Below are 11,771 nucleotides of genomic sequence, written 5' to 3'. Positions count from 1 at the left end.
GAAGCGGGGCCCGGTCCTACGCTGGAGGGGATCCGCCCGCCGCTGCCCGGGAGTCCGTCATGACCGTCACCGATGCCGCACAGGCGCGCTGGGAGGCCGCAGCGGCCCTGCGGCAGGCCGACCCCCAGCTGGCCGACCTGCTGGCTGCCGAGGCCGCCCGCCGGGCCGAGAGCCTGCAGCTGCTGGCGGGGGAGAACGTCACCAGCCCGGCGGTGCTGGCGGCGCTGGGCGGACCGCTGATCGACAAGTACGCCGAGGGCTATCCGGGGCGGCGGCACCACGCGGGCTGTGCGCTGGCGGACGCCGCCGAGCTGCTGGCGATCGACCGGGCCAGGCAGCTGTTCGCCGCCGAGCACGCCAACGTCCAGCCCCGGTCGGCCACTTCGGCGATGCTCGCGGCCTACGCGGCACTGCTGCGGCCCGGTGACGTGGTGCTGGCGATGTCCCTGCAGCACGGCGGGCATCTCAGCTGCGGCTCGCGGGCGAACTTCTCCGGCCGGTGGTTCGACTTCATCGGTTACGGGGTGCGCGAGGACGACCAGTTGATCGATCTCGACCAGGTGCGCGAACTGGCGAGGCTGCACCGGCCGAAAGCCATCATCGCGGGCGGAATTTCCTATCCCCGGCATCTGGACTGGGCCGGATTCCGGAAGATCGCAGACGAAGTGGACGCCTATCTGATCGCCTCCGTCGCGCAGGTCACCGGGCTGATCGCCGGGGGAATGGCCCCCTCGCCGGTGCCGTACGCGGATGTGACCGTGGCCGCCACGCACAAGCTGCTGCGCGGCCCGCGCGGCGGGCTGCTGCTCTGCTCGGCCGAGCTGGCCGAGCGGGTGGACCGGGCGGTGTTCCCGTTCAGCCAGGGCGGGGCGGCGATGAACGAGGTGGCGGGCAAGGCGGTGGCCTTCGCCGAGGCCGCGACGGCGGCGTTCGCCGAGTACCTGCACCGGGCGGTGGACGGTGCCCGCGCCCTGGGCGAGGTGCTGGCGGCCGCGGGGGCCCGGCTGCAGACCGGCGGCACCGACACCCACCTGGTGACCGCCGACGTCAGCCCGCTCGGGCTGACCGGCCGGGAGGCCGAGCAGCGCTGCGCGGCGGCCGGGCTGATGCTCGGCAAGTGCGCACTGCCGTACGACCCGGCGCCCGCGGCCGAGGGGTCGGGCATCAGGCTCGGTACCGGCGCGCTGGCCGCCCAGGGCCTGGGGCGGAGCGAGTTCGCCGAGGTCGGGGCAGTGATCGGGCGGCTGCTGACCGACGGCCCCGACCCCGGGACCGGCGCCCGGGTGCGGGAGCTGGCGGCGGCCTTCGGGGTGCGCTGAGCGGGGCCGGGGCCGCGTCGGCGGCGGCGAAATCGGGGGTGAGGCGAACCGCGGTGCGCACCTGCTCGTCCGACTCAATAAGGTGTGCACCGTGGCGTCGCACCTCGAACCCCTGACAAGCACGGGAGTACCTTCGGTACTCGACCGTCGGACCGTCGCGCTGGAGGCCAGTGGTGCGTGAGTATCTGCTGGTGCTGTTCGTCACCGCGGCCGTCACCTACCTGCTGACCGGTCCGGTACGGAAGTTCGCCATCGTCGCGGGTGCGATGCCGGCGGTCCGCGAACGCGACGTGCACCGGGAACCGACGCCCCGGCTCGGCGGGATCGCGATGTTCGGCGGTCTGTGCGCCGGGCTGCTGGTGGCCTCGCAGCTGACCAACCTGGGCCACCTGTTCATCCAGACCGCCGACGTGCGGGCGCTGCTCTCCGGCGCCGGGATCATGTGGATCCTGGGCGTGCTGGACGACAAGTGGGGCGTGGACGCCCTGGTGAAGCTCGGCGGTCAGATGATCGCCGGCGGTGTCATGGTCTGGCAGGGCGTGACCGTGATCTCGATTCCGGTCCCCGGCTTCGGCACGGTATCGGTCACCCCGACCATGGGGATGATCATTTCGGTGACCCTGGTCGTCGTCATGGTGAACGCGGTGAACTTCATCGACGGCCTGGACGGCCTGGCGGCCGGCATGGTCTGCATCGCCGCGACCGCGTTCTTCCTGTACTCCTACCGACTCTGGTACGGGTACGGCATCAACGACGCCGCCCCCGCCGTTCTGTTCAGCGCGGTGCTGATCGGGATGTGCCTGGGCTTCCTGCCGCACAACCTGCACCCGGCGCGGATCTTCATGGGCGACTCGGGCTCGATGATGCTCGGACTGATGCTCGCCGTCGCGGCTATTTCGATCACCGGTCGCGTCGACCCCGATCTGATCACCGACCAGACCGGTTCGCAGACCACCACCGTGCACGAACTGGTGCCGATCTACATTCCGCTGCTGCTGCCGCTGACCGTGATCGCGCTGCCGCTGGCCGACCTGCTGCTCGCCGTGGTGCGCCGCACCTGGGCCGGCAAGTCGCCGTTCGCGGCCGACAAGCAGCACCTGCACCACCGCCTGCTGGAGGTCGGCCACTCGCACAGCCGGGCCGTGCTGATCATGTATTTCTGGGCCGCGCTGATCGCCTTCGGCACCGTGGCCTTCTCCTCGATGCCGGGCGCCGGCCGGGCGGTGGTGCTGAGCATCGCCGGGCTCTGCCTGGTCGGCATCGTGGTGCTGCTGATGCCGCGCTTCCGGCCGCACGCCCCGCGCGCCGTACAGGCGTTCGTGCCGCCGCGCTACCGCAAGGCCGCCGGTCGCAGGGCCGAGGCCGAGCTGCCGGCGATGGCGGAGCTGTCCGCCGAGGACAAGGAGCTGCTCGGCCGGATCGGCACCGGGGCCACCGCGGCCGGCGGCCGCGGTGACCGGAACAGCTGATCGACCGTCAACTGCCGTTCACTCGATGGACGGTACTGTTGAATCATCGGTGTGACAGGGGCCACACCTTCATGGTAAAGCTCTAATCAAATAGTTTGTGATACCGTTCACGAGTACCGAGAACACGCCGAAAGATCTGACAGCTGTAGGACTTCTGTCCCTGGTCGGTCTGCCTCGACGGTCCCGCCGTCGAGTGGCCGGACTCCGGCGGACGTTCTCGGTGCGGTGTCATCACCGCGTACTCTGTGCCCGTCCCCATTTCGCCGACATGCCGCCGGAGCTGCCGACATGCCGTCCCACGACGCCCGGATTCCTCTCCGTGGCGCCGCAATCCCCACTGCGGTCGCCGGAGTTGTCGCCCTTGCGATCTCCACCGCACTGGTGGGGTCCAAGGGGCTGATCGGTGCAATCTTCGCAACCGTCCTGGTACTGGCCTTCTTCGCCTCGGGACAGATCGCCCTGGATCGGCTGACCAGGAACAATCCGCAGATGCTGCAGGCCGGCGGGCTGCTCGTCTACATGACGCAGATCCTGCTGGTGGGCATCGTGCTGGCGGTGTTCAAGGACACCACCCTCTTCGACACGAGGGCCTTCGGCCTCAGTCTGCTCGGCTGCGCCCTGACCTGGACGGGCTTCCAGGTGCGCGCCGCGATGAAGGCCAAGATCTACTACGTACAGACCGACTCCGACGAGAAGCAGAATGCGCCGTCGGGGCGTCAACCGTGACAGGACCAGGCTGTCCCCCGAGCGAGGGGGGCGGTGTTTATGCGGTACTGACGGACTGCTATCGTCCGTCGCAGCAGCGGAGTGCGGGATGCGGCCAGGTCCCTCCGGAAGTCGGACGGATCGCCCCCCGGACTCGTGAAGTCTTCGAAGGCCCCGCAGCGTCAACCGCAGCGCCGGGCCGGCGAGAAACCCAACTAGTTCCAGTGCCGCTCCGTGGCCCGAGGCCACGCCGACACACCGAGGTTGCCGTAACCATGCGTCATGACGAAGGAGTCTGTGGTGGGTGCTGACGTACAGCTCGCCTCTGAGGCCGGGTGCCACCTGTTCTCCGGTTGCGGCTTCCCCGCCCCTGGCCTGAACGAGTTCCAGTTCAAGCCGATCTTCTCGATCGGCGGCGTCGACTTCAGCAAGCCGATGCTGCTCTCGATCGTCGCCGCTCTGCTGGTGGTCGGCTTCTTCTGGGCCGCCTTCGCCAAGCCGAAGCTCCTTCCCGGCAAGATGCAGCTGGTCGGCGAGATCGCCTACGACTTCGTCAAGCGCAGCATCGTGCTGGAGACGATCGGCAAGCAGGGCGAGAAGTACGTCCCGATGCTGGTCTCGATGTTCTTCTTCGTCTGGTTCATGAACATCATGTCGATCGTCCCGTTCGCACAGTTCCCTGTGACGGCGGCGATCGCGTTCCCGGCGGGCCTGGCGGCCATCGTCTGGATCACCTACATGACCCTGACCTTCAAGAAGCACGGCTTCGTCGGCGGTCTGAAGAACCTCTGCTGGCCGTCGGGCATCCCCGGCTGGGTCATGTTCATCCTGGTGCCGATCGAGTTCTTCTCCAACATCTTCGTGCGCCCCTTCACGCTCGCGGTCCGAGCCTTCGCGAACATGTTCGCCGGCCACCTGCTGATCGTGATGTTCTCCGTCGCCTCCTGGTACCTGCTCAGCCCGAGCATCGGTGCGCTGTACGGCAGCGTCTCCTTCGTGGTCGCCGTCGGCCTGACCGCCTTCGAGCTCCTGGTCCAGTTCCTGCAGGCCTACATCTTCGTGATGCTGGCCAGCAGCTACATCGCCGGTGCGCTCGAGGAAGCGCACTGAGCCCGCTGAACCACCCGCTTCACCCCTAGTCGTCCGGTGGCCAATCACCACCGGGTTCCACCCCCCTGAAAGGGACAGCTGAAAATGAGCGCTCTCGCCGCCTCCTTTGGCGTCTACGGTTCCGTCGCCTCCATCGGTTACGGCCTCGCCGCGATCGGCCCCGGCATCGGCGTTGGTCTGATCTTCGGCAACGGTGTGCAGGCCATGGCCCGCCAGCCCGAGGCTGCCGGTCTGATCCGCTCCAACATGTTCATCGGCTTCGCCCTCACCGAGGCGCTCGCCCTGATCGGCATCGTCATGCCGTTCGTCTTCGGCAAGGGCCCGCAGTAAGCCCGCTTAGACCCTTCAGAGGGAAGGTCCAGATATGAGCATCGCGACTCAGCTCGCGGAAGAGGCGCAGATGAACCCGCTTCTTCCGGACACGGTCGAGATCATCATCGGCCTGCTCTGCTTCTTCATCGTCTTCGGCATCCTCGGCAAGAAGCTCCTCCCCAGCATTGAGAAGGTGCTGTCGGAGCGCCGGGACGCCATCGAGGGCGGCATGGAGCGTGCGCAGACCGCCCAGGCCGAGGCTCAGGCCCTGCTTGAGCAGTACCGCGCCGAGCTCGCCGAGGCGCGCCACGAGGCCGCCCGCATCACCGAGCACGCTCGCGAGCAGGGCGCCGTCCTGATCGCCGAGATGCGCGAGGAGGGCCAGCGCCAGCGCGACGCGATCGTCACCGCCGGCCACGCCCAGATCGAGGCTGACAAGAAGCAGGCGACTGCCGCCCTGCGCCAGGACGTCGGTTCGCTCGCCACCCAGCTGGCGACCCGCATCGTGGGCGAGTCCCTGGAGGACCACGCCCGCCAGAGCGGTGTGATCGACCGCTTCCTGGACGAGCTGGAGGCCAAGGCCGCCGTTTCCCAGGGCGCGGCCAAGTGATCGGCGCCAGCCGCGAGGCCCTGGCGGCCGGTCGCGAGAACCTGGAGAGCCTGACCGACAACACCTCGGTGGACTCGGCCAAGCTCGCCGAGGAGCTCGCCGCCGTGACCGCCCTGCTGGACCGCGAGGTCTCGCTGCGCCGCGTGCTGACCGACCCCTCGCGGTCGGGCCAGGACAAGGCCCAGCTGGCCTCCTCGCTGCTGTCCGGCCAGGTCACCGGCGAGACGGTGGACCTGGTCTCCGGACTGGTCCGGTCCCGTTGGTCCGGTTCCCGTGACCTGGTCGACGCCGCCGAGGAGCTCGCCGCCTACGCCGAGATCATCGCGGCGGAGAAGGCCGGCTCGCTGGACGACGTCGAGGACGAGCTGTTCCGCTTCGGGCGCGTGGTCGCCGGTTCGCACGAGCTGCGGTCCGCGCTCACCGAGCCCAAGGCCGGTGCCGCCGAGAAGACGGCACTGATCAAGAAGCTGCTGGGCGGCCGTGCCAACCCGGGCACCGTCCGCCTGGTCACGTCCCTGGTCACCAACCCGCGTGGCCGTAGCCTGGAACAGGGCCTGGAGTCCTACTCCAGGCTGGCCGCCGCCCGGCGCAACCGCGTGGTGGCCCTGGTCACCGCCGCCGTCCCGCTGTCGGACCGCCAGAAGGAGCGGCTCGCCGCAGCGCTGGGCGGGCTGTACGGCCGCCAGGTGCACCTGAACATCGACATCGACCCCGAGGTCGTCGGCGGTGTCCGGGTGCAGATCGGTGACGAGATCATCGACGGCACCGTGTCGAGCCGCCTCGAAGGCGCTCGCCAGGCCCTCGAGGGCTGAGCACCAGCACCATCCGACCCTCGGTCGGGCGCCGGCTCAACAAGAGCCGGTAAATCGTACGGCCGGTTCATACGACCCGGCCGAGAGTCGAGTACTTGCGGCCCTCAATGGCGGGCCGAGGATCGCAAACTAGGAGAGCAGGGAAGCCTGATGGCGGAGCTTACGATCCGTCCGGAGGAGATCCGGGACGCGCTGGCCGACTTTGTCCAGTCGTACCAGCCGGACGCCGCCTCGCGTGAAGAGGTCGGCACGGTCACTGACGCGGCAGACGGTATCGCCCATGTCGAGGGTCTGCCCTCGGTCATGGCCAACGAACTGCTGAAGTTCGAGGACGGCACCCTCGGCCTCGCGCTGAACCTCGACAGCCGTGAGATCGGTGTCGTCATCCTCGGCGAGTTCGGCGGCGTCGAGGAGGGCCAGACGGTGCGCCGCACCGGCGAGGTCCTCTCCGTCCCGGTCGGCGAGGGCTACCTCGGCCGCGTCGTCGACCCGCTGGGCAACCCGATCGACGGCCTGGGCGAGATCGCCTCCGAGGGCCGCCGCGCCCTGGAGCTGCAGGCCCCCGGCGTCATGGTCCGCAAGTCGGTCCACGAGCCGATGCAGACCGGCATCAAGGCCATCGACGCGATGACCCCGATCGGCCGCGGCCAGCGTCAGCTGATCATCGGCGACCGCCAGACCGGCAAGACCGCGGTGGCGATCGACACGATCATCAACCAGAAGGACAACTGGCGCTCCGGCGACCCGAAGAAGCAGGTCCGCTGCATCTACGTCGCCATCGGCCAGAAGGGCTCCACCATCGCGTCCGTCCGCGGCGCCCTGGAGGAGGCCGGCGCGCTGGAGTACACCACCATCGTGGCTGCTCCCGCCTCCGACCCGGCCGGCTTCAAGTACCTCGCCCCGTACACCGGTTCGGCCATCGGCCAGCACTGGATGTACGACGGCAAGCACGTCCTGATCATCTTCGACGACCTGTCGAAGCAGGCCGAGGCCTACCGCTCCGTCTCCCTGCTGCTGCGTCGTCCGCCGGGTCGCGAGGCCTACCCGGGCGACGTCTTCTACCTGCACTCCCGCCTCCTGGAGCGCTGCGCCAAGCTCTCCGACGAGCTGGGCGCCGGCTCGATGACCGGTCTGCCGATCATCGAGACCAAGGCCAACGACGTCTCGGCGTACATCCCGACCAACGTCATCTCCATCACCGACGGCCAGTGCTTCCTGGAGTCCGACCTGTTCAACGCGGACATCCGTCCGGCCGTGAACGTCGGTATCTCGGTCTCCCGCGTCGGTGGCTCCGCCCAGATCAAGGCCATGAAGTCGGTCGCCGGCCGCCTGCGCCTGGACCTGGCCCAGTACCGCGAGCTGGAGGCGTTCGCCGCCTTCGGTTCCGACCTGGACGCGGCCTCCAAGGCCCAGCTGGAGCGCGGTGCGCGCATGGTCGAGCTGCTGAAGCAGGGCCAGTACCAGCCGTTCCCGGTCGAGGAGCAGGTCGTCTCCATCTGGGCCGGCACCACCGGCAAGCTGGACGACGTCCCGGTCGCGGACATCCGCCGCTTCGAGCGCGAGTTCCTGGACCACGTCCGCATCGAGCACAAGAACCTGCTCGCGGCGATCGTGGAGACCGGCAAGCTGGAGGACGGCACGATCGACGCGCTGACCACCGCGATCGACTCCTTCAAGCTGGGCTTCACCACGGCTGACGGCAAGCTGCTCTCCGAGCAGGCCTGAGTCCGGTAGCGAGGGAAAGGACGTAACGACCCATGGGAGCACAGCTTCGGGTCTACAAGCGCCGGATCCGCTCTGTCACCGCGACGAAGAAGATCACCAAGGCGATGGAGATGATCTCCGCGGCGCGCATCGTGAAGGCGCAGCGCGCGGTGGCCGCCTCCACCCCGTACGCCGATGAGCTCACCCGGGCGGTGACGGCGGTGGCCACCCGGTCCAACGCCAAGCACCCGCTCACCACCGAGAAGCCGGACGCCAAGCGCGCCGCGGTCCTGCTGGTCACGGCCGACCGTGGTCTGGCGGGCGGTTACTCGACCAATGCCATCAAGCAGGCGGCCGCTCTGACCGAGCGGCTGAAGGCCGAGGGCAAGGACGTGGTGACGTACATCGTCGGCCGTAAGGGTGTCTCGTACTACGCGTTCCGCAATCTGGAGATCGCGAACTCGTGGACGGGGTTCTCGGACAAGCCGACGTACGCGGCCGCCAAGACCGTGGCGAGCGAGCTGATCGAGGCCTTCACGGCCGAGACCGGCAGCGTGGACGAACTGCACCTGGTCTCCACCAAGTTCGTGTCCATGCTGACGCAAGCCCCGGTGGACGCCCGACTGCTGCCGCTGAAGCTGGACGAGGTCCAGGTCAGCGACGAGTCCGCGGCGAAGCACGAGATCTTCCCGCTGTACGACTTCGAGCCGTCGGTGGAGGGCGTCCTGGACGCCCTGCTGCCGCGGTACGTCGAGAGCCGGATCTACAACGCTCTGCTGCAGTCGGCCGCTTCGGAGCACGCCGCCCGCCGGCGTGCGATGAAGAGCGCGACCGACAATGCCGGCGAGCTCATCAAGTCGCTGACGCGGCTTGCCAACTCGGCCCGCCAGGCCGAGATCACCCAGGAAATCAGCGAGATCGTCGGTGGCGCCAACGCGCTCGCTGACGCGAGCCGCGGGAGCGAATGAGAATGACCACCACTGTTGAGCCGACGGGCGCCGGACTGGCCACGGGCCGCGTCGCCCGGGTCATCGGCCCGGTCGTCGACGTGGAGTTCCCCGTCGACGCGATCCCCAACATGTTCAACGCCCTGCACGTCGAGGTGGACAGCCCCGACGGCACGGGCAAGAAGAAGCTGACCCTCGAGGTCGCCCAGCACCTCGGCGACGGCCTGGTCCGCGGCATCTCGATGCAGCCGACCGACGGTCTGGTCCGCGGCGCCCAGGTCGTCGACACCGGTGCGGCGATCTCCGTCCCGGTCGGTGACGTCACCAAGGGCAAGGTGTTCAACGCCCTCGGCGACGTGCTGAACGTCGACCAGGACGAGTTCAACGCCCAGGTCACCACCCGCTGGCCGATCCACCGCAAGGCCCCGAACTTCTCCGAGCTCGAGTCCAAGACGGAGATGTTCGAGACCGGTATCAAGGTCATCGACCTGCTCACCCCGTACGTCCAGGGTGGCAAGATCGGTCTGTTCGGTGGTGCCGGTGTCGGCAAGACCGTTCTGATCCAGGAGATGATCTACCGCGTCGCCGAGAACTTCGGTGGTGTGTCGGTCTTCGCCGGTGTCGGTGAGCGTACCCGTGAGGGCAACGACCTGATCGACGAGATGGTCGGCTCCGGCGTTCTGGACAAGACCGCCCTGGTCTTCGGCCAGATGGACGAGCCGCCGGGCACCCGTCTGCGCGTGGCGCTGTCCGCGCTGACCATGGCGGAGTACTTCCGCGATGTGCAGAAGCAGGACGTGCTGCTCTTCATCGACAACATCTTCCGGTTCACCCAGGCCGGTTCCGAGGTGTCGACCCTGCTCGGCCGCATGCCCTCCGCGGTGGGTTACCAGCCGAACCTGGCCGACGAGATGGGCCTCCTGCAGGAGCGCATCACCTCGACCCGCGGTCACTCGATCACCTCGATGCAGGCGATCTACGTCCCCGCGGACGACCTGACCGACCCGGCCCCGGCCACCACCTTCGCCCACCTGGACGCGACCACCGTTCTGTCGCGCCCGATCTCGGAGAAGGGCATCTACCCGGCCGTCGACCCGCTGGACTCGACGTCCCGCATCCTGGACCCGCGTTACATCGCGCAGAACCACTACGACTGCGCCGTGCGCGTCAAGGGGATCCTGCAGAAGTACAAGGACCTCCAGGACATCATCGCGATCCTCGGTATCGACGAGCTGTCCGAGGAAGACAAGATCACGGTGCAGCGTGCCCGCCGCATCGAGCGCTTCCTCTCGCAGAACACCTACGTGGCGAAGCAGTTCACCGGTGTCGAGGGTTCGACCGTCCCGCTGTCGGAGACCATCGAGGCCTTCAACGCGATCGCGGACGGCAAGTACGACTCCGTTCCGGAGCAGGCCTTCTTCATGTGCGGTGGCATCGAGGACCTCGAGCGCAACGCTGCCGAGCTGGCGAAGAAGTAATCGCCCGGCCGGATGATGGCTGAATGACCGTGAGGGGTGGTCCCCGTCTCCTGGGGGCCACCCCTCACGGCGCAAGCGGCTGTGATCCCGGTCATCTCCGTGTCCTTGGTTTCATCCCGGGGGCGCGGGCCCGTTATTCTTACCGAAACTGCCGAGTAATCGGGGCCTGCTCCGACTTCTCGGCGAGAGCCTAGGAGCCCACGTTGGCTGAGCTGCACGTCGAGCTGGTCGCAGCCGACCGCAAGGTGTGGTCCGGTGCGGCCACCATCGTTGTCGCCCGTACGGCCTCCGGTGACACCGGCATCATGCCGGGACACACCCCGGTGCTGAGCGTGCTGGAGACCGGCCCGGTCACCATCCGCACCACCGATGGCGGCACCGTCATCGCCGCGGTGCACGGCGGTTTCATCTCGTTCGCCAACAACAAGCTGTCGCTGCTCGCGGAGATCGCCGAGCTGGCGGACGAGATCGACGTCGCCCGTGCCGAGCGGGCGCTCGAGCAGGCGAAGCTCGAGCTGGACGAGCACGCCGAGCGCCGCGCCGAGGTCCGCCTCTTCGCGGCTCGCGGCCTGAAGGCCGCCTGAGCGTAGTTTGACCGACGGTCCCGGGGACGCGAGAGCGTGACCCCGGGACTGTCGTATCAGTTGGTAGGTCAGTGCGGTCGCTTGATACGACCGATACGGGGAACGCAGGCAGCGAGGAGGTCGGTGAGCATGGTCCTCGCCCTTGTGGTGTGTGCGGCCGTCGTGGGCCTTGGGATCCTGGGGCTGGTGGTCTTCGCGGTGCGCCGCCGTGTGATCCAGCGCGTGGGCGGGACGTTCGACTGCAGCTACCGCCTCAAAATGCCGGCAGGCGCCTCCACGCAGCCAGACCTCGACGAGACCGGCAAGCCCATCCCAGCCTCCACCCCGAAGTCCGGGGCAGACGGCAAGGGGTGGGTTTTTGGTATCGGGCGGTACAGCGGCGACTGCATCGAGTGGTTCCGGGTCTTCTCCTACGCGCCCCGTCCGCGCAAGATCCTCCCCCGTACCGAGATCGAGGTGCTCGGCCGGCGCTACCCCGAGGGCCAGGAGGAACTCGCCCTGCTCTCCGGCTCGGTGGTGCTCCGCTGCCTCCACAACGGTGCCCCCCTCGAACTCGCCATGAGCGAGGACGCCCTCACCGGCTTCCTCGCCTGGCTGGAAGCCGCCCCGCCCGGGCAGAGGGTCAACGTCGCGTAGCGACGGACCCTCGGGTCGGGGGCACCACCCGCCCGGAGGGTGGGGGCGGGTCAACGTCGCGTAGCGACGGACCCTCGGGTCGGGG

The 11,771-nt window shown here is 68.5% G+C and carries 12 protein-coding genes; all 12 read left to right on the top strand.

Annotation, left to right across the window (positions count from 1 at the left end; all coding sequences use genetic code 11):
* The first annotated feature begins 59 nt into the window (after positions 1–59).
* Complete coding sequence (locus tag ACZ5ON_RS12150; protein ID WP_465589603.1) at positions 60–1,319, top strand: serine hydroxymethyltransferase; 1,260 nt, start codon at positions 60–62, stop codon at positions 1,317–1,319.
* 173 nt (positions 1,320–1,492) lie between these two features.
* Positions 1,493–2,788 (top strand): MraY family glycosyltransferase, encoded by a 1,296-nt coding sequence (locus ACZ5ON_RS12145; RefSeq protein ID WP_465589600.1) that lies wholly within the window; start codon positions 1,493–1,495, stop codon positions 2,786–2,788.
* A gap of 288 nt (positions 2,789–3,076) precedes the next feature.
* Positions 3,077–3,514 (top strand): hypothetical protein, encoded by a 438-nt coding sequence (locus ACZ5ON_RS12140; RefSeq protein WP_465589597.1) that lies wholly within the window; start codon positions 3,077–3,079, stop codon positions 3,512–3,514.
* 261 nt (positions 3,515–3,775) lie between these two features.
* Positions 3,776–4,603: a F0F1 ATP synthase subunit A gene (atpB, locus tag ACZ5ON_RS12135; protein ID WP_465589593.1), complete on the top strand. Its 828-nt coding sequence runs from the start codon at positions 3,776–3,778 to the stop codon at positions 4,601–4,603.
* Positions 4,604–4,687: 84 nt separating this feature from the next.
* Positions 4,688–4,933 carry an ATP synthase F0 subunit C gene (atpE, locus tag ACZ5ON_RS12130; RefSeq protein WP_344639460.1) on the top strand — a complete coding sequence of 82 codons (246 nt, stop codon included), beginning with the start codon at positions 4,688–4,690 and terminating at the stop codon, positions 4,931–4,933.
* Positions 4,934–4,967: 34 nt separating this feature from the next.
* Complete coding sequence (locus ACZ5ON_RS12125) at positions 4,968–5,525, top strand: F0F1 ATP synthase subunit B (protein WP_465589589.1); 558 nt, start codon at positions 4,968–4,970, stop codon at positions 5,523–5,525.
* A complete protein-coding gene (locus ACZ5ON_RS12120; RefSeq protein WP_465589586.1) occupies positions 5,522–6,337 on the top strand; it encodes a F0F1 ATP synthase subunit delta in 816 nt (271 codons plus the stop codon). The genes ACZ5ON_RS12125 and ACZ5ON_RS12120 overlap by 4 nt, the downstream gene beginning before the upstream one ends.
* 150 nt (positions 6,338–6,487) lie before the next feature.
* Positions 6,488–8,062: a F0F1 ATP synthase subunit alpha gene (atpA, locus tag ACZ5ON_RS12115; protein WP_465589583.1), complete on the top strand. Its 1,575-nt coding sequence runs from the start codon at positions 6,488–6,490 to the stop codon at positions 8,060–8,062.
* Positions 8,063–8,094: 32 nt separating this feature from the next.
* The gene (locus ACZ5ON_RS12110) at positions 8,095–9,009 is read left to right on the top strand and encodes a F0F1 ATP synthase subunit gamma (RefSeq protein WP_465589580.1); all 915 of its coding nucleotides are present in this window, start codon (positions 8,095–8,097) and stop codon (positions 9,007–9,009) included.
* A 2-nt stretch (positions 9,010–9,011) separates the two neighbouring features.
* Positions 9,012–10,466 carry a F0F1 ATP synthase subunit beta gene (atpD, locus tag ACZ5ON_RS12105; protein ID WP_465589577.1) on the top strand — a complete coding sequence of 485 codons (1,455 nt, stop codon included), beginning with the start codon at positions 9,012–9,014 and terminating at the stop codon, positions 10,464–10,466.
* Positions 10,467–10,669: 203 nt separating this feature from the next.
* Complete coding sequence (locus tag ACZ5ON_RS12100; protein WP_344639466.1) at positions 10,670–11,050, top strand: F0F1 ATP synthase subunit epsilon; 381 nt, start codon at positions 10,670–10,672, stop codon at positions 11,048–11,050.
* Positions 11,051–11,179: 129 nt separating this feature from the next.
* A complete protein-coding gene (locus ACZ5ON_RS12095) occupies positions 11,180–11,686 on the top strand; it encodes a DUF2550 domain-containing protein (RefSeq protein ID WP_465589574.1) in 507 nt (168 codons plus the stop codon).
* Positions 11,687–11,771 lie beyond the last annotated feature (85 nt).

It is taken from the genome of Kitasatospora sp. NPDC032150 (assembly GCF_055579945.1).
This window is presented reverse-complemented; position numbering and strand designations above follow the sequence as displayed.

Coding starts and splice junctions, on each gene's coding strand:
- ACZ5ON_RS12150 (WP_465589603.1), top strand. CDS start 60: ATGACCGTCACCGATGCCGCACAGGCGCGCTGGGAGGCCGCAGCGGCC.
- ACZ5ON_RS12140 (WP_465589597.1), top strand. CDS start 3,077: ATGCCGTCCCACGACGCCCGGATTCCTCTCCGTGGCGCCGCAATCCCC.
- atpB (WP_465589593.1), top strand. CDS start 3,776: ATGACGAAGGAGTCTGTGGTGGGTGCTGACGTACAGCTCGCCTCTGAG.
- atpE (WP_344639460.1), top strand. CDS start 4,688: ATGAGCGCTCTCGCCGCCTCCTTTGGCGTCTACGGTTCCGTCGCCTCC.
- ACZ5ON_RS12125 (WP_465589589.1), top strand. CDS start 4,968: ATGAGCATCGCGACTCAGCTCGCGGAAGAGGCGCAGATGAACCCGCTT.
- atpA (WP_465589583.1), top strand. CDS start 6,488: ATGGCGGAGCTTACGATCCGTCCGGAGGAGATCCGGGACGCGCTGGCC.
- ACZ5ON_RS12110 (WP_465589580.1), top strand. CDS start 8,095: ATGGGAGCACAGCTTCGGGTCTACAAGCGCCGGATCCGCTCTGTCACC.
- atpD (WP_465589577.1), top strand. CDS start 9,012: ATGACCACCACTGTTGAGCCGACGGGCGCCGGACTGGCCACGGGCCGC.
- ACZ5ON_RS12095 (WP_465589574.1), top strand. CDS start 11,180: ATGGTCCTCGCCCTTGTGGTGTGTGCGGCCGTCGTGGGCCTTGGGATC.